This is a genomic window from Nonomuraea sp. NPDC049607, assembly GCF_040675375.1.
In the GTDB taxonomy this organism is placed as follows: Bacteria; Actinomycetota; Actinomycetes; order Streptosporangiales; family Streptosporangiaceae; genus Nonomuraea.
Genome location: NZ_JBFAOV010000006.1, coordinates 162,454 through 179,489 on the forward strand (window position 1 = coordinate 162,454; position 17,036 = coordinate 179,489).

Annotated in this window: 11 protein-coding genes; 6 read left to right on the forward strand and 5 right to left on the reverse strand. The window is 72.5% G+C overall.

All coding sequences use genetic code 11. The features are described from left to right. Positions 1 to 79: 79 nt before the first annotated feature. Both AB0J97_RS14600 and AB0J97_RS14605 read right to left on the reverse strand, forming a co-directional pair. Entirely contained in the window at positions 80 to 3,577 is a 3,498-nt protein-coding gene (locus AB0J97_RS14600; RefSeq protein WP_364088351.1) for a S8 family serine peptidase, read from the reverse strand. Positions 3,578 to 3,715: 138 nt separating this feature from the next. Further along, positions 3,716 to 5,155: a glycosyltransferase family 39 protein gene (locus AB0J97_RS14605; protein WP_364088353.1), complete on the reverse strand. Its 1,440-nt coding sequence runs from the start codon at positions 5,153 to 5,155 to the stop codon at positions 3,716 to 3,718. Positions 5,156 to 5,394: 239 nt separating this feature from the next. Between AB0J97_RS14605 and AB0J97_RS14610 the strand changes: the two genes are divergently transcribed. The 4 genes from AB0J97_RS14610 to thyX all read left to right on the forward strand — a co-directional run bounded on the left by AB0J97_RS14610 (position 5,395) and on the right by thyX (position 12,493). Further along, on the forward strand, positions 5,395 to 7,521 hold the full coding sequence (locus AB0J97_RS14610) for an anthranilate synthase component I (protein ID WP_364088355.1): 2,127 nt from the start codon (positions 5,395 to 5,397) through the stop codon (positions 7,519 to 7,521). 90 nt (positions 7,522 to 7,611) lie between these two features. After that, on the forward strand, positions 7,612 to 8,757 hold the full coding sequence (locus tag AB0J97_RS14615; protein WP_364088357.1) for an amidohydrolase family protein: 1,146 nt from the start codon (positions 7,612 to 7,614) through the stop codon (positions 8,755 to 8,757). A gap of 180 nt (positions 8,758 to 8,937) precedes the next feature. After that, positions 8,938 to 11,577, forward strand: coding sequence for a M4 family metallopeptidase (locus AB0J97_RS14620; RefSeq protein WP_364088360.1), 2,640 nt, complete (start codon positions 8,938 to 8,940; stop codon positions 11,575 to 11,577). Positions 11,578 to 11,710: 133 nt separating this feature from the next. Then, positions 11,711 to 12,493, forward strand: coding sequence for an FAD-dependent thymidylate synthase (gene thyX, locus AB0J97_RS14625; RefSeq protein WP_352350875.1), 783 nt, complete (start codon positions 11,711 to 11,713; stop codon positions 12,491 to 12,493). Positions 12,494 to 12,497: 4 nt separating this feature from the next. On the opposite strand, the gene AB0J97_RS14630 is transcribed toward thyX, so the two are convergent. Together AB0J97_RS14630 and AB0J97_RS14635 are read right to left on the reverse strand one after the other, a co-directional pair. After that, the gene (locus AB0J97_RS14630) at positions 12,498 to 12,818 is read right to left on the reverse strand and encodes a hypothetical protein (protein WP_357975558.1); all 321 of its coding nucleotides are present in this window, start codon (positions 12,816 to 12,818) and stop codon (positions 12,498 to 12,500) included. 3 nt (positions 12,819 to 12,821) lie between these two features. Then, on the reverse strand, positions 12,822 to 13,901 hold the full coding sequence (locus AB0J97_RS14635; protein ID WP_364088365.1) for an exo-alpha-sialidase: 1,080 nt from the start codon (positions 13,899 to 13,901) through the stop codon (positions 12,822 to 12,824). A gap of 213 nt (positions 13,902 to 14,114) precedes the next feature. On the opposite strand from AB0J97_RS14635, the gene AB0J97_RS14640 reads away from it, so the two are divergent. Next, the gene (locus AB0J97_RS14640; protein WP_364088367.1) at positions 14,115 to 14,885 is read left to right on the forward strand and encodes a helix-turn-helix transcriptional regulator; all 771 of its coding nucleotides are present in this window, start codon (positions 14,115 to 14,117) and stop codon (positions 14,883 to 14,885) included. On the opposite strand, the gene AB0J97_RS14645 is transcribed toward AB0J97_RS14640, so the two are convergent. Next, positions 14,882 to 16,000, reverse strand: coding sequence for a globin domain-containing protein (locus tag AB0J97_RS14645; protein ID WP_357704829.1), 1,119 nt, complete (start codon positions 15,998 to 16,000; stop codon positions 14,882 to 14,884). The two genes, AB0J97_RS14640 and AB0J97_RS14645, sit on opposite strands and share 4 nt — an antisense overlap. 341 nt (positions 16,001 to 16,341) lie before the next feature. Here AB0J97_RS14645 and AB0J97_RS14650 point away from each other — a divergent pair, with 341 nt between their 5' ends. After that, the gene (locus AB0J97_RS14650) at positions 16,342 to 17,028 is read left to right on the forward strand and encodes a gamma-glutamyl-gamma-aminobutyrate hydrolase family protein (protein WP_364088369.1); all 687 of its coding nucleotides are present in this window, start codon (positions 16,342 to 16,344) and stop codon (positions 17,026 to 17,028) included. The last annotated feature ends 8 nt before the right edge of the window (positions 17,029 to 17,036 follow it).

Sequence of the window (17,036 nt, forward strand, 5' to 3'; positions counted from 1 at the left end):
ATCAGGGACGCCCGGCCGAGCCGCCTGAGCGCGGAGACCCGGGGACCCGCCGCACCAGGGACGGCGGGACCCCGGGCGGTCACGGGAGCGCCTTGTCCGGGCGCTCGGAGACGCGCACGCCGCTGACCAGCGTGGCCCCCTGCCGGGCGGCGAAGCGCACGTTGAGCTGACCATCGGTCACCTTCACCGTGTACTGCCTGGCCACCGCCGTGTACGTGCCCGCCTCCAGCGCCAGGTCCAGCGCCGGGATCGCGAGCTGCCCCTCGACCAGCACGTCGAAGACCCGCTTGCCCATCTGCGTGCTCTTCACCTCGGCGAAGTCCAGCTCAACCGTGTACGTCCCGGCGGGCACGCCGTCGAACCGGTACTCCAGCATGCCCTCCCTGGCCGTCCTGAACAGCTCCTGGTCGGCGGTGCCCGCGATGGTCCTGGACGTGCTCGCCGTCTTGGTCGAGGTCGCCACGTAGCCGTACCCGCCCTGGGCGTAGCGGCGGTCGGGCGTCCAGGCGTCGCCGTCGGCGTCGGTCAGCGCCTTCGAGCCGCCGGCGTCGACGGCCACCTGGAACTTGGGCACCACCACGGTCACCTTGATCTCGATGGCCGGCTGCCGCCCGCTGGAGGACTTGACGACCAGCTTGCCGGTACGCGTCCCGCCGGGCGTCACCCCGGCGCCGGAGACCGTCACCTTCAGCGTCGCCTTCTGGCCCTTGGCCAGCTCGCCCGCCTGCGGCGTGACCGACATCCAGGCGGCGTCGCCGGTCACCGTGTAGGCGGTGGGCGAGCCCAGGTTCGTCAGCTCCAGCGTCCGCGTCCGGGTCGCCCCGGCCGGCATGACCGCGGTCACCTCGGCGGCCGAGGCGCTCACCCGTCCGGTGACCAGGGCGGTGTCGATCCTGGTCAGCGCGCCGGGCGTGACCGTGACGGGCTTGGTGAAGGTCCCGTAGTTCTCCTTGGCCACCACCACGTCGTGGTCGCCCGCCGGGACCTGCCCGAAGAACGACCCGTCCGCGCCGGTCGTGAACGACGCCGCGTCGCCCAGCTTCACCGACGCCCCGGCCAGCGGCTCGCCGTCGTTGGCGTCGGTGACCACGCCGGTCACCAGGCCGTGCCGGCTCGCGGTGAACGTCACGCCCCGGCCGGTGGCCAGCGCGGCCTCCTCGTAGGAGTACAGCAGCGCGTCGGTGCCGGCGGCGTTCTCGATGCCGACCGTGGCGCTGGAGCCCTGGTCGCGCTCGCTCTCGACGTCCTTGTACCGGAAGGAGACCGACCCGTCCTCGCCGAGCAGCGCCGCGAACGACACCCGCTCGCCGGCCTCGCTGTAGAAGGTGACGTTGCGCCACTCCACGACGTACTGGCGGTGCGGGGACGTGCCCACCACGCCGGTGTAGACGCCCGCCTCGGCGTCCACCTTCAGGTCGTCCCAGTACGGGTAGACCGCGTGGTTCGGCGTGCCGGTGCCCGGCAGGCGGCTGTTGCTGCCCGTGGTGACCCGGTCGGCGGCGAAGGTGACGAACCCGTTCGTGCTGATCCACGCCCTGGCCTGCCCGGCGCCGTAGAACGGGATCGCGAACGGCAGCGTCACCTGCACGGCCTCGTCGTCGCCGGTCAGCGCCAGCTTCTCGGTCCCGGCCACGTACGGCTGCGCCGCCGCCCGGCAGGTGTAGCCGAAGCCGTCGCCGCGCAGCGGCAGCTCGACGTCCCTGACCACGTCGCCGTCCACGGCCACCTGCGCGCTCGCCCCGCTGGAGCAGCGCGAGACCGGCGTGACCGTCAGCGTGTACGTCCCGCGCGGCAGCGTCATCGTGTACCGGCCGGAGGCGTCGGTGACCGCGCTCACCGGCGTGCCGCCGGCGGTCACGGTCGCGCCGGGCTCGGGGGCGCCGGCCGTGGTGACCGTGCCGGACAGCGTGCCGGACGGCTGCCGGGTGAGCGTCACGTCCCCCGTGGTGACCTGCTCGGCGGTGACGGTCGCGGTGGCGGTCCCGCGGTCGTAGCCGAACTTCGCGGCCGTGATCGTGTACTCGCCGGGCAGCAGGCGCGAAATCGTGTACGTGCCGTCCTGGCCGGTGACGACCGTGCGCGCGAGCGGCCCGGTGACCTGGAGCGTCACGCCCGGCACCGGCTCGCCGGCCGCCGTGACCGTCCCGCGCAGCTCGCCCAGCCCCTCGTCCGGGGCGGCCTGGACGGCGGCGTAGGCGTCCAGTCGGCCCTCGCCCCAGACGTTGTTGTCGGCCGCGGTGCCGCCGCAGCTCGTGTCGGCCACGTCGATCGCCGTGCGGTCCAGCAGCGGCCGGGTGGCGGCCACGTCGCCCTGCAATCGGGGCGCGGCCGACCAGATCAGCGCCACCGTGGCCGCCACGTGCGGCGAGGCCATCGAGGTGCCGGTGTAGGAGTCGTAGCCGCCGCCCGGAACCGAGGAGCGCACGTTCACGGCCGGGGCCGCGATGTTCGGCTTGATCTCGCCGTCCTGGCCCTCGCCCTTGCTCGACCTGCTGTACAGCGCGTTGTTGACGTCGAAGCCGCCCGCGCTGTAGCTGATCGCGTACTGGCCGGGCGAGCCGCTGGTCCGGCAGGCCGGGCCCTCGTTGCCGTTGGCGAAGGCGGGGAAGATCCCGGCGGCCACCCACGCCTGGACGGTCTCGACGTACCAGGGGTCGAACCCGTTGCCGCCCCAGGAGTTGTTGACGATGTCCGGCGCGAGGTCGGGCCGCGGGTTGCCGCCGGCGAGGTCGGTCGGGGCCAGCACCCACTGGCCCGCGGCCAGCAGCGAGGCGTCCGTGCAGGTGTTGACCTCGCAGCCCTTGGCGGCGATCCAGCGCACGCCGGGCGCCACGCCGATGCCGTTCGCGCCCGCCATCGTGCCCATGACGTGCGTGCCGTGGCCGTTGTTGTCGCAGGGCGCGGCCGACGGGCAGATGCGCGCCGGGTCGAACCAGTTGTAGTCGTGGGTGTAGGAGCCGTCGGGGTTCCTGCCCCGGTAGCTCGCGGCCAGGTCCGGGTGGTCGTACTGGACGCCGGAGTCGATCGAGGCGACCACGATGCCCTCGCCCCGGTCGCCCAGCTCGCTCCACACGCGCGGGGCGCCGATCCGGTCGATGTTCCACTCGACCGCGCCCGCCTTGGCCTCGGCCCGGCCGGGCGCGGGCTTGGGCAGCGAGACGACGGTGACCGGGTCGATCCGGTCCACCTCGGGCAGTTCGCTGATCGCCGCGGCCAGCTTGGCGTCCGCGGTCACCCGTACGGCGTCGACGATCCAGTACGAGGTGTAGTCGGCCTTCTGGGAGTCCAGCAGCTTGACCAGCCCGGCCTGCGAGGTCTTCGCCCGCTCGGTCTTGGCCTCGTAGACCAGCTCGGCCTTGGCCCGCTTGGTGGCGGCCCGGCGGGCGGCGGCCAGGTCGGCGCTGCCCTTCATCCGGACCCAGAAGGTGGCCTTGCCGTCCTGGTCCAGGTCGGCCCGGACGGCCTGGGAGATCTTGCCGGGTTCGGGCGCCGCGTGCGCCGGGGCCTGGGGGACGGCCAGGGCGGCGGCGGTGACGATCCCGGTCAGGATCGCACGCCAGGTGAGGGTGTTGCGCACGTGCTCTCCTTCACGACGTTCACGACGGTGAGGAAGAGGTGATCTTTCCGCCTCTGTCGAGAAGGGTGAAGAGATCCTGTCGGGAAAGCAAGGGCGCTGATCCTAACAAGCTCGGAAAAATCCCGAAATGTAATGTGGTCAGCTGAAGTGTCGCCACATCGGCCAGGTGGTGGACCACGGCTGCCGAGGGTCGCGGCACAACCACACCGGCATGCCCTGCTCCTCGTTGTCGACGTCCACGCCGTTGTCCACGCGGGCCTTCTCCTCGCAGGAGCCGAACAGCGCGCGGGCCCGGCCGCCCGCGTTCACCAGGATCGCCACGGTCCCGTCGTCCGGCGGCGGGCCGTACTCCCAGAGCTGGTTCTGGCCGGAGTACACGCGGGTCAGGCCCGCCCGGTCGAGGGCGCCGTACTCGCCGTAGTTGCCCGTGACGACCACCGCGCGGGCCCGTTCGTCCGGCGGCAGCGCCCGCAGCACGCCGCCGACGGCGGCGGCGAAGCCCGGCCAGCCGACCGACTCGCGGGCCACCTCGTTGATCGCCGGGACCGGCGTGCCCGCCAGCTCGCCCACCGGCACGAGCGGCAGCGCCAGCACCGCCGAGGCCAGCGCGTTGACCGCGAGGAAACCCCACGCCGCGCGCACCCATCCGGCCCGCGCCCGCGACACGCTCACGCACCCGGCCGCGAACAGCGCCACGATCAGCCCCGCGGTGTAGTCGAAGCGGCCGCCGGTGACCAGCGTCAGCACCGCCGTCACCGGATAGGCCACCGCCACCGCCCGCACCCGCCGGTCGCGCCACAGCCGGACGAACCCCAGCGCCGCGATCACCGACACCACCGGCCCGAACAGCGTGAGCTGCATCGGCACGAACATCACCCGCATCTCGGCGCCCTTGTCCGCGCTGAGCGCGGCGGCCATCGTGAGCTGCGGCCAGCCGTGCGTGGCCTGGTAGAGCAGGTTCGGCGCGGCCAGCACGGCGGCCACCAGCGCCCCGGCCCACAACCACGGGCTCCCCAGCGCCCGCCGCGGCCCGGCGATCAGCAGGCCCGCGGCCAGGCCCAGCACCAGCAGCACGATGAGGTGCTTGTTGTAGGTGGCCAGCCCGATCACCGCGCCCGCCGCGAGCCACCAGCGCGGCTGCCCGCGCAGCAACGCCCTGAGCGCGAACAGGATCGCCGCCGTCCACAGCGGCAGGTCGAAGCTGACCGTCAGCAGCGTGTGCGCCGCGATCAGCGTGTACGCCCCGGTCGCCGCGCCCACGGCGGCCATCGTCTGGGCGAGCCGGTCGCCGCCCAGTTCCCGCGCCACCAGCGCCACCAGCACGACCACGACCGCCGCGGCCAGCGCGGGGAACACCCGCAGCGCCGTCACCGTGTCGCCGAACAGCCCGAGCGCGGCCTTGGCCAGCATCGGCGTCAGGGGCGGCTGGTCGACGTACCCCCAGGCCGGATGGCCGGCCAGGATCCGGAAGTACAGCTCGTCGCGGTGGTAGCCGTACCACGGGCTCAGCGCGAGCGCCGCCCCGGCGGTCAGCACCGCGGTCACCGTCACCGGACGCCACGCCCAGGGCCGCTCCATGAACGCAGAGGCTAGATCCTTCCTCTCGATCTGTCACTGCCCGAGCGGGATGTCGCGTTGCGCGATCTTGGTCAGGCGGTTAACCTGTGGGCATGCGAAATCGCCCTCAGATCCAGTGGTGGCGCCGCTCCTAGGCGGCGCGTTTTTCGCATTCCTCTCAAAGGACGGCCGCCCCGGATGGCGGCCTTTCTCGTGTCCGCCCCCGGGGCCTCATGATGTGACGTGGTAAGGGGCAGCAAGTGGAGAGCAGCGGATATACCACCGCCGGGGGCGTCGGCGTCGAGCGTGAGGCACGCGATGTCTCCGAGGAGGCGCTGGAAGAGATCGTGACCGCGCTCGGCGAGCGGCGCGGCGGCGCCTTCTCGTCGGGCATGGACTACCCGGGCCGCTACAGCCGATGGGCCTTCGGCTACGTCGACCCCTGCCTGGAACTGGTCGCCAAGGGCCGGGTCATCTCGGCGACGGCGCTCAACGAGCGCGGCAGGGTCGTGCTGCCCGCCGTGGCCTCCTGCCTGCTCGCCGCGGGCAAGCCGGTCAGCGAGCCGACGCCCGACCGCGTCGAGGTGCACGTCCCGGAGTCGGAGGACCTGCTGCCGGAGGAGATGCGCAGCCGCCGGCCCACCGTCTTCACCGCGATCCGCGAGGTCATCGCCGCCTTCGCCGGCGACGACCCCCACCTGGGCCTCTACGGCTCCTTCGGCTACGACCTGGCCTTCCAGTTCGAGCCCATCCGGCAGGAGCTGGCCCGTCCCGACGACCAGCGCGACCTGGTGCTCCACCTGCCCGACCGGATCGTCGTCATCGACCGGCAGCGCGAGACCAGCGTCGAATACCGCTACGAGTTCACCGTCGACGGCGCCACCACCCGCGGCCTTGAGCGCACCGGCTCCTCCGTCCCGCAGGTCGTCCCCGGCGAGCTGCCGAAGGACCCCGAGCGCGGCGAGTACGCCAAGGTCGTGGCCGCGGCCAAGGAGCGGTTCAAGCGCGGCGACCTGTTCGAGGTCGTGCCCGGCCAGGTCTTCCACGCCGTCTGCACCGACCCGTCGGCCTTCTACCGCGGCCTGCGCAACAGCAACCCGGCGCCGTACGAGTTCATCATCAGCCTCGGCGACGGCGAGCACCTGGTGGGCGCCTCGCCGGAGATGTACGTCCGGGTCAACGGCGACCGCGTCGAGACCTGCCCCATCTCCGGCACCATCGCCCGCGGCAGCAACCCGGTCGAGGACGCCGAGGCCATCCGCACCCTCCTGAGCAGCGTCAAGGAGGAGTCGGAGCTGACCATGTGCACCGACGTCGACCGCAACGACAAGTCGCGCATCTGCGTCCCCGGCACGGTCAGGGTCATCGGCCGCCGCCAGATCGAGCTCTACTCGCGCCTGATCCACACCGTCGACCACATCGAGGGCCGCCTGCGCCCCGAGTTCGACGCCCTCGACGCCTTCCTCACCCACATGTGGGCCGTCACCGTCACCGGCGCCCCCAAGACGTGGGCCATGCAGTTCATCGAGGACCACGAGGCCACCACCCGCCGCTGGTACGGCGGCGCCATCGGCTTCATCGGCTTCGACGGCTCCATGAACACCGGGCTGACCCTGCGCACCGCCCAGATCAAGAACGGCGTGGCCACCGTCAGGGCCGGGGCGACCCTGCTGTTCGACTCCGACCCCGAGGCCGAGGAGCGCGAGACCGAGCTCAAGGCCAGCGCCCTGCTCGGCGCCCTGGCCGCGGTCAACCAGCCCGACGCCGTCCCGCCCGCCGTGGTCAGGGAGCAGCCGGGCGCGGGCATGAAGGTGCTGCTCGTCGACCACGAGGACTCCTTCGTCAACACCCTGGCCGACTACTTCCGCCAGGAGGGGGCCGACGTGGTGACGCTGCGCCACGGCTTCCCGGCCCAGACCATCGACGACGTCGCGCCCGACCTGGTCGTGCTCTCGCCCGGCCCCGGCTGGCCGTCCGACTTCGGCATGGCGGCGCTCATCGACGAGATCTACGCCCGCGACCTGCCCGTCTTCGGCGTGTGCCTGGGCCTGCAGGCCATGGTCGAGCACGCCGGCGGCGCGCTGGAGCTGCTCGACTACCCCGAGCACGGCAAGCGCGGCCAGGTCGCCCGGCTCGGCGGCAGCGCACTGCTGGACGGGCTGCCCGACGAGTTCACCGCGGCCCGCTACCACTCGCTGCACGCCAAGCGGCCCGGCGTGGTCGGCTTCACCCCGACCGCGCTCACGCCCGACGGCAACGTCATGGCCATCGAGGACGTCGAGCGGCGGCGCTTCGCCGTGCAGTTCCACCCGGAGTCGATCCTCACCCAGGAGGGCGGCGCGGGCGCGAAGATCATCGCGAACGTGCTGCGCCTCACCCGGCGCTGACCCGGCCGGTTCGTCTGGGAACGGGCAGGGTGTTCCTGTCGTAGGTTAAAACGTCCACGGGGGCGTGCGGAGCTCCCCTAGAGTCTCCGCATGCTCCCCGTAGCCCTGCCCGACACGGTGCGTGACGCGCTGCTCGCCCCGCTCGTCGACCACCACTGCCACGGGGTGCACCGGGACGACCTGACCCGGGCCCGGTTCGAGCCGCTGATCAACGCCGGCGGCGCGGCGGCCCCGCCCGGCACCACGCACTTCGACTCGCCGTTCGGCATGGGCCTGCGCCGCTGGTGCGCGCCGCTGCTCGACCTGGAGCCGCACGCGCCCCCGGCGGTCTACCTCGCCCGCCGGGCCGAGCTGGGCGCCGGCGAGGTCAACCGGCGCCTGCTGGCCGGGGCCGGCGTGGTGGCGTTCCTGGTGGACACCGGCGACGAGGACATGGATCTGCTGTCGGCGGCCGAGATGGGCCGCCACGGCGGCGCCGCCGCCGACGAGATCGTGCGCATCGAGCAGATCGAGCAGGACGTCGCCGAGTCGGCGCAGATCGCCGTCGACTACCTCGACGGCCTGGCCGAGGAGCTGTCGGCCAGGGCCGCCAGGGCGGTCGGGCTCAAGACGGTCATCGCCGCGCGCTGCGGGCTCGACCTCGACCCGGCCAGGCCGAGCACCGGCTCGGTCATCGCCGCCGCCAACCGCCGCCTGTCGGACCCCAAGCGCACGCTGACCGACCCGGTGCTGCTGCGCCACCTGCTGTGGAGCGCGATCGACGTGGCCCGCGAGCGGGGGCTGCCGGTGCAGTTCCAGGCCGGGTTCGGCGGGCGCGGCCCCGGTCTGCACCGTACGGACCCGGCCAGGCTCAGCGCCCTCATGGACGCGCTGCAACCCCTCGGCGTGCCGGTCATCCTGCTCCACTGCTACCCCTACCACCGCACCGCCGCCTACCTGGCGGGCGTCTACCCGCACGTCTACGTCGACGTCGGCCTGGCCCTGCCGCACACGGCCGCCACCTCGGCCCGCGTCATGGACGAGCTGCTGGAGCTGGCGCCCTTCCACAAGCAGTTGTTCAGCTCCGACTGCCACGGCGTGGCCGAGACCGGCTACCTCGGCGCGCTGTACTACCGGCAGGCGCTGGGCGCGGCCCTGCTGGCCAGGCTGGAGGCGGGGGAGTGGAGCCCGTCCGACGCGGCCAGGGTCGCCCACATGATCGGCTCGGGCAACGCCCGCCGGGTGTACCGGCTCTGACCTCGCTCAAGCGGAATGGGCCGGCCCGCCGACGCCGACACAAAAAGTCATTAATTCACGATATTTCCTTCGCTAATCGGAAATTTACATTTCCGGTAATCAAATTGTGATTTGTCTGTTTGTCAATATTGCTGTGATGATCGAGGACGCCAGACCCCCTACGCCACACCTGGAGGTGTCGTGTCCTGGCGTCCCTTCGTTCTCACGGCCGCGGCTCTGTCGCTCGCGCTGGCCGTCCCCGGTGTCGCGGCGGCCGATGATCCGCCGCAGCCGCAGGTCGAGTCCCAGGCCGGCACCCGGGCCCCCGCCGAGGTGAGCGGGCTGGCCGAGCCCGCCGCCGCCGGAGACCCCGTCGCCGCGGCCAAGACCCACCTGGCCGACCCGCGCTACCACCTCGACCCCGCCGACCTGGTGCCGCTGCGCACGGTCGTGAACGGCCAGGACGAGACCGTCAGGTTCGCCCAGCGCTACCGGAACCTGCCCGTCCTCGGCGCCCAGTACCTGGTGCGCTTCCGCACGGACGGCGCAAGCCGCGAGGTGACCGGCGCCGGCGGCCGCTTCCTCACCGAGCTCGACGTGAACCCCACGCCCACGGTCACCCCCGCGCTGGCGGCCAAGCTGGCCCGCTCCCGGCTCGTCCGCGACGACCAGGTGCGCGGTACGATCAAGGCCACGCCCGGCGAACTGCTCGTGGTCCCGCGCGGCAAGGGCGTGCTGGCCTGGCACGTCACGCTCTCCGGCGCCGACGCGGTCAAGAAGCGGCCCGTCCTGCTGGACGCGTACGTGGACGCCCACTCGGGGCAGCCGCTGTTCGCCCTGGACCGGCTGCGCATGGAGGGCCCGGCGGCCGGCAGCGGGCAGACCGCGCACGGCAAGTCCGTCCCGCTCAACGCCTACCAGCGGGCCGACGGCGCCTACGAGCTGCGCGACCGCGCCCGCCCGATGTGGAACGGCACCACCGGCGAGATCCTCACCTACGACGCCGCCGGCGCCGACGTCCAGGACTTCCTCGACCCCGGTGTGCCGGCGGGCACCGAGCTCGCCAAGTCGCCCACGCCCGCCTTCGGCCCCGAGCACACCGAGAGCGGCGCCGTGGACGCCCAGTGGGGCGCGGGCAAGGTCTACGAGTTCTACAAGTCGCTCGGCCGTGACGGGCTCGACGGCAAGGGCGGCACCATGTACTCGGTGGTGAACGTCACCTACTACGGCGGCCCGTTCGAGAACGCCTTCTGGGACGGCACCAAGATGGTCTACGGCGGCGGCGGCGCCGACCTGCACTCCTTCGCCGCCAGCCTCGACGTCGTCGGCCACGAGATGACCCACGGCGTCATCACCCACAGCGCCGACCTGGTCTACCAGGGCCAGTCGGGCGCGATGAACGAGGGCCTGGCCGACTACTTCGGCAACGCCATCCAGACGAGCGCGCTCGGCATCCCCATGAGCGACCCGGACGCCAGCCTGCTCGGCGAGGACCTGTGCAAGAGCCTCCCGCCCGTCCAGTGCGCCACCCGCGACCTCGACGACGACCGGAACGCCGCCGAGGACTACCTCGGCGTCACCGTCGCCGGTGACGCCGGCGGCGTGCACCTCAACTCCACGATCTTCTCCGGCGCGCTGTGGGACGCCAGGGAGAAGCTCGGCGCCGGCTTCGACAAGGTCGTCTACAAGGCGCTGACCGAGTACATGACCCCGCTCGACGACTTCGCCGACGGCCGCCGCGCCGTCGAGTCGGCCGCCCGCGCCGCCGGGCTGCCCGCGCGTGACCGGCTCGCGATCGCGCTGGCCTTCGAGCGACACGGCATCAGGCCGGGCTGGGAGCGGCTGATCCGCACCGACAGCCGCGTCGTCATCGACGGGCTCACCGACGCCATCGACCCGCCCGCCCTGGCCGGCGACCGGTACGTCGTCACCGACAACACCCCCGAGGCGAGCGGCCCGACCTCCATCCGGACCGGACGCGTCAGCGGCGGCCGCGCCACCGTCGTGTCCGACGACGGCCGCTGGGACTGGACGCCCACCACCGACGGCAGGCGCGCGGTCTGGGTCGCCCTCGACCCCGCGGCGGGCGTCATGCAGATCCGCAGCCGCCCGCTGGACGCCTCGGCGCCCTCCACCGTCCTGCACGAGAGCACCGGCTACGTCTACTCCGTCGTGGTCTCCGGTGACGCCGTGGCCTGGTCCGGCGAGGACCCGGCGACCGGCGAGACCGAGCTGTGGCTCAAGCGCGGGAACGCCGCCCCGGTCAACCTCACCGCGGACAAGGGCGTGGGCGGGTACATGCCGTCCGTCAGCGGCGGCAGGCTCGTCTACGTCCGGGTGAGCTTCGGCACCGGCGGCACGCACAGCACGCCCGTCGTGCACGACCTGGCGACCGGAAACGAGGTCGTGGTGCCCGAGGTGCCACCGACCCGCACGATCCCGTCGATGTCGATCTACCCGGCGCTGACCGCCAAGCACGTCGTCTGGCTCTACGACGCCGACCGCGACGGCCGCATGGGCATCATGCGCGCCGCCCTGGACGGCACCGGCAGCACGCCGGTCGTGGCGGACGGGCCGCAGGCGCCGTACCCGAACTGGCTCGACGCGAGCGAGTCGCGGGTGACCGTCGGCCTGCAGCCGGAGGGGACCACGCTGGAGAACGCGAACCTGCCCAAGATCTACCAGGTGGCGGTCACCGGCGGAGCCCTGGAGCGCTACTCCTGCAACCGGGGTGAGCAGTCGCTGTTCGCCGCCGGCTCGGCGGGCCGCGTCCTGTGGATCGACGGGACCGCCGGCGACACCGACCTCGTGACCCGCGACAGGCCCGCACACCGCTGCTGACCTGCCACGGGTGTCCGCTCGGCGCCCGCCGTGCCTCCGGAGGGGGACGGCGGGCGCCGAGTCGCGCGCAGCCCCGCGAGCTGGTTTGCTTGAGCCCGTCACAAACCACAGAACCCGAGCGGGGGGCTCCCATATGCGCAGTGTCGAACCCGAGGTCTTCATCGTCGCCCGTCCCGAGCTTGACTACGACGAGCTGGCCCGTTACCTGGGCGAGGTCGGCGGCGAGAGCTGGCTGGAGCGGCTCGACCGCGGCGACCTCGACGCCCAGAACCTCGCCGAGTTCGCCGGCCGGCTCTGCTACCGGTCCTTCGAGCCCGGCCTCAACCCCAACGTGGTGCGCATCAGGGAGAACCAGGACGACTACCTGCGCAACATCCTGGCCAGCGCGCACGGCTCGGTCCTCGAACACGTCAGCTTCAGCTTCGTGCTGCACAACGTCAGCCGCGTCCTGACGCACGAGCTGGTGCGCCACCGGCCCGGCGTGGCCATCTCCCAGGAGTCGCTGCGCTTCGTCCGGCTCGACGAGCTGCCGTTCTGGTTCCCCGAGTGGGCCCAGCAGGACCCCGAGCTGATGAAGCGGGCCACGGCCGTGCTGGAGCAGCTGGAGCAGTTCCAGCTCTGGATGGCCGGGCACTTCGGGCTCGACGAGGAGGGCGTGCCGTTCTCGGAGAAGAAGCACCGCACCTCGTTCATGCGCAGGTTCGCCCCCGAGGGGCTGGCCACCGGCCTGGTCTGGACGGCCAACGTGCGCACGCTGCGGCACACGATCGAGGCCCGCACCGCCGTCGGCGCGGAGGAGGAGATCCGCCTGCTGTTCCAGCGCATCGGCGAGCTGATGCGCAAGGAGGCGCCCGCCCTGTTCGGCGACTACGTCGTCGAGGACGGGGCCTGGGTCCCGGGGTGGCGCAAGGTCTGAGGCGTCAGGCGAGGGCGGGCAGCACGTAGACCTCGGCGCCCGGCGGCAGGGCACAGTCCAGGTCGCCGAGCCCGCGGGCGTTCTCCCCGCACACGATCATGCTGATGTGCCGGCGGATGCGGCCGTAGTCGTCGCGCAGCCGCTCCTCCAGCAGCGGATGGGTGCGCCGGAGCATGTCGAGCGCCGAGCCGAGCGTGGGCGGGGAGTCGCGGTCGGCGCCGACCGCGAACACCTTCACCTCGGTGCGCCCGCTCACCCACCGCCGCAGCGAGCTGGGCAGCACGAACACGACCATCGTCACGGGCTTGGTGAATGACCTGGCCATCGGTCAGAGCACCGCCGCACGCACGCTCAGCACGTCGGGCAGGTGGCGGGCGACCTGCGACCAGCTCTCGCCGTCGTCGCGCGAGCAGTAGACCTCGCCGTCGCGGGTGCCGAAGAACAGCCCGGCGGGGGAGGCGGTCATCGCGTCGCGCAGCACGGTGGCGTGGACCGGGCCCTCGGGCAGACCGTCGCCCAGCTCCTGCCAGGTGGCGCCGGCGTCCTGGCTGCGGCAGACCCGGTAGCGGTGGCCGACCGGGGTGCGGTCGATGTCGGCCGTCAGCGGCAGCACGAAGATCGTGTCGGGGCGGGTGGGGTGGACCACGATGGGGAAGCCGAAGTCGGAGGGCAGGGCCGAGCCGATGTCGTGCCAGCTCCCGCCGAAGTCGTCGCTGCGGTAGACGCCGAAGTGGTGCTGCAGGTAGAGCCGGTCGGGCCGGGCGGGGTCGAGGCAGACCTTGTGCACGCACTGCCCGAACTCGGGGTACTGCTGCCCCTCCGGCAGGAACGGTGCGCGGATGCCCTGGTTGGCCGCCTCCCACGACATGCCGCCGTCGCGGGTGCGGTAGAAGCCGGCGGCCGAGACCGCGATGCCCATGACCTCGGGGTCGGTGGGGTGGGGGACGATCGTGTGCAGGCACAGCCCGCCGCCGCCCGGCCGCCACTGCGGCCGGTGCGGGTGGTCCCACAGGCCCTCGACCAGGCGGTAGGTGACGCCGTGGTCCTCCGAGCGGAACAGCGCGGCCGGCTCGACGCCGGCCCACACCACGCCCGGCTCCGACGGCGAGGGCGTGAGCTGCCACACCCGGGCCAGCGTCGTGTCGGTCTTGTCGGGGAAGGCGATGGGCGGCTGAGGCGCCTCGCCCCAGGACTCGCCGAGATCATCGGAATACATCACGGACGGACCGAAATGGCCGTATTCGATGCCGGCCAGCAGCCGGGGTGCGGGCCCCCGGGTGTCGATGGCCACCGAGGGCACCGCGACCGTGGAGAACCGGATCGGCTCGATCTCGAACGGGCCGCCGCCCGCCGAGCGGGCGAGGAACAGGCCCTTGCGGGTGCCGATCGCGAGGACTGCGTCAGTCATAGCATCGCTCCCATGTTCGCTTCCCGCCATCGTGCCACGCGGGCGGCGGCGGTGCCGAGCACTGGGAGATTTGCCGCACGCCGACCGTCCCGCCGCCGGTGGACGACGGGAACAGGACGGGCATTACCCGGCAGGTAATCGTGACGCTTCCCTGTCACCGGTAGGTTTTCCGGCATGGGAGCACTTGCGATACAAGAAGAGACATTTGGTGATTTGTTGCGTTCGTGGCGGCAGCGGCGGCGGGTGAGCCAGCTCGACCTGGCCATCGAGGCGGACGTCTCCTCCCGGCACGTCAGCTTCCTGGAGACCGGCCGCGCCCGGCCGAGCCGCGAGATGGTGATGAGACTGGCCGAGGAGCTGGACGTGCCGCTGCGCCACCGCAACAGGATGCTGGTCGCGGCCGGGTTCGCGCCGGTCTTCCCCGAGCGCGAGGTGCGCGCCCCGGAGATGGCCGTCGTCCGCCAGGCGCTGGACAAGATCCTGGCTGGGCACGAGCCCTACCCGGCGCTGGTCGTGGACGCGGCGTGGAACCTGGTGGCGGCCAACTCGGCGGCCGCCATGTTCATGGCCGGCGTGCCCGCCGAGCTGCTGGCCGAGCCGGTCAACGTGATGCGGCTGTCGCTGCACCCCGACGCGATGGGCGGCAGGCTGCTGAACCTGGCCGAGGTCCGCGCCTACCTCCTGCACCAGCTGCGCAGGCAGGCCGAGGCGTCGGCCGACGGCCGCCTGGCCGAGCTGCACGACGAGCTGGCCGCCTACACCTACCCCGGCGTCAACCTCAACGTGGCCCACGTGCCCGGCCCCGGCGACATCCTGCTGCCGCTGCGCATCGCCGACGGCGACCGCGTGCTGTCGATGTTCACCACCATCGCCACCTTCGGCACGCCCATGGACGTGACGGTCTCGGAGCTGGCCATCGAGACGTTCTGGCCGGCCGACGAGGAGACCGCCGCCGCCTTCCGCCGCGACCCGGCGGCCTCCTAGCGCTCACCGGGGACGACGTCGCGGTGGATGCGCGACAGCGGCACGCCGTCGGCCTGGAGGCGGCGCACGGTCGCGTCCACCATGCCACTCGGGCCGCAGACGTAGGCGTCGTGCTCGGACCAGGAGTGGAAGCGTCCCATCACCTCCGACAGCCGGCCGCGCATCCCGGTGTAGGAGGGGTCGCCGGAGACCACCGGCAGCACCTGCAACCAGGGGAAGGACGCCTGCATCGCCAGCAGGTCGGGCAGGTCGTACAGCTCGTCCACGGTGTGCGCGCCGTGCAGCAGGTGGATCCGCGGACGTAGGCCCGAGGCGATGACGTGCTCGACGATCGCCTTCAGCGGCGCCAGCCCGGTGCCGCCGGCCACGCACAGCAGGTCGCGGGCGCTGTGCTCGCGCGGCGTCATCGTGCCCATCGGCGGCCCGAGCATGACCGTGTCGCCGATCCTGGTGTGCCTGGTCAGCGCCGTGGACACCCAGCCGCCCGGCACCGAGCGCACGTGCAGCCTGACCGTGTTGTCCGGGCGCGGCGCGTTGGCGATCGAGAACGTGCGCCACACCCGCGGCCACCGCGCGGTCTGCACGGTGACGTACTGACCGGCCGTGTACGGCAGCGGCTGCGCGGGCAGCAGCGTGACCACCGCGATGTCGGGACGCCGCAGCTCGTGGTCGACGACCTCGGCCGGCCACCAGGCCGGGGAGACCCCCGCCTCGGAGTCGGCCGCCTCGATCATCAGATTGGCCGCCGCCGTGTACGCCGACACCCAGGCCGCCTCGATCTCGTCGTTCCACACCTCGGCGGCGAAGCGCCGGATCGTGGCCAGCAGGGCGTTGCCGACGGCCGTGTAGTGCTCGGCGACCACGCCGTACTTGCGGTGGTCCCTGCCGAGCTGCCCCAGATAGGCGGCCAGGCCGTCCGGGCTGTCCAGGCTCCACACGATCCGGGTCAGCGCGCCGAACAGCCGGTCGCGCTGGACGTCCATCGCGGGCGGGAACATCCCTCGCAGGTGCGGGCTCGCGGCGAACAGCCGTCCGTAGAAGTACGCGGTCGCCTTGTCGGCCACGGGCTCGACGAGTGAGAAGCTCTCCTTCACCAGTCGCGGATTCAACGACATGCACTCAACCCCACGCTATTGGGCCGGACACTCGATTCCGGCCGCCTCCTCCACCTCCTGGCAGCTCCGGGTCGTGAACGCGCGGCGTGCCCCGGCACTTCCGGCGCGCTCGAAAATGAGCCTTACACCACCTCTGATGCGTCGCAACCGATTCACCCGAAATGCGGTATGGGGTTTTCTGGCGAAGAAAACGAATAAAAGTGATTTTCGCATTTTGTTTCCGCTGTTTCCCGCCGCGCGACGGAGGCGTAGCATCCCGCCATGGCGGTCCTCCACCCCAGGCGGGTGACCTGGGAAGGCACGCGCACCCGCCGGCCCTGACCCCGCCCCTGGAGATCCGCATGTCCCGACCGCTGATCGGCATCACCGCCTACCTGGAGGCCGCCCGCTGGGGCGACTGGGTACGCGAGGCCGTGCTGTCACCGCCCTCCTACGCCAAGGCGATCGAGCGGGCCGGCGGCGCGCCCGTGGTGCTGCCGCCGCTGGGCCCCCGAAGCATCGGCGACTACGTCGGCGGCCTGTCCGGCGTCCTGCTGGCCGGGGGCGTCGACCTCGGCGCCGGCACCTACGGCGGCGAGCCGGACGAACGCGCCCCCGAGCCGCAGACCCACCGCGACCGGTTCGAGCTGGCCCTGGCCGGGGCCGCGATCCGGGCCGACCTGCCGATCCTGGCGATCGCGCGCGGCATGCACGTCCTGAACGTCGCCCAGGGCGGCACGCTGATCCCGTGGCTGCCCGAGGTGCTCGGCCACGACCGGCACGGCCGGCCAGGCGGGGTCCACGACCTCCGGGTGAGCGTGTCCAGCAGGCTCGGCAAGGCCGTCGGCGAGCACGTCAGGACCGTCGCGCCGCACCGGCAGTCCGTCCGCCGGCTGGGCGGCGGCCTGCTCGCGGTGGCCTGGGCCGAGGACCAGATCGTCGAGGGCGTCGAGCTGCAGGGCCACCGGTTCGCCGTCGGCCTCCAGTGGCATCCCGAACGCGGCGGGGACAATCGGCTCTTCGCTGCGTTCGTCGAGGCGGCCCGCTAGGCTGCGCT

Bases quoted from the DNA above. Each gene is read 5' to 3' on its own strand.
- AB0J97_RS14605 (WP_364088353.1), bottom strand. From the start codon at position 5,155: ATGGAGCGGCCCTGGGCGTGGCGTCCGGTGACGGTGACCGCGGTGCTG.
- AB0J97_RS14615 (WP_364088357.1), top strand. From the start codon at position 7,612: ATGCTCCCCGTAGCCCTGCCCGACACGGTGCGTGACGCGCTGCTCGCC.
- thyX (WP_352350875.1), top strand. From the start codon at position 11,711: ATGCGCAGTGTCGAACCCGAGGTCTTCATCGTCGCCCGTCCCGAGCTT.
- AB0J97_RS14630 (WP_357975558.1), bottom strand. From the start codon at position 12,818: ATGGCCAGGTCATTCACCAAGCCCGTGACGATGGTCGTGTTCGTGCTG.
- AB0J97_RS14635 (WP_364088365.1), bottom strand. From the start codon at position 13,901: ATGACTGACGCAGTCCTCGCGATCGGCACCCGCAAGGGCCTGTTCCTC.
- AB0J97_RS14645 (WP_357704829.1), bottom strand. From the start codon at position 16,000: ATGTCGTTGAATCCGCGACTGGTGAAGGAGAGCTTCTCACTCGTCGAG.
- AB0J97_RS14650 (WP_364088369.1), top strand. From the start codon at position 16,342: ATGTCCCGACCGCTGATCGGCATCACCGCCTACCTGGAGGCCGCCCGC.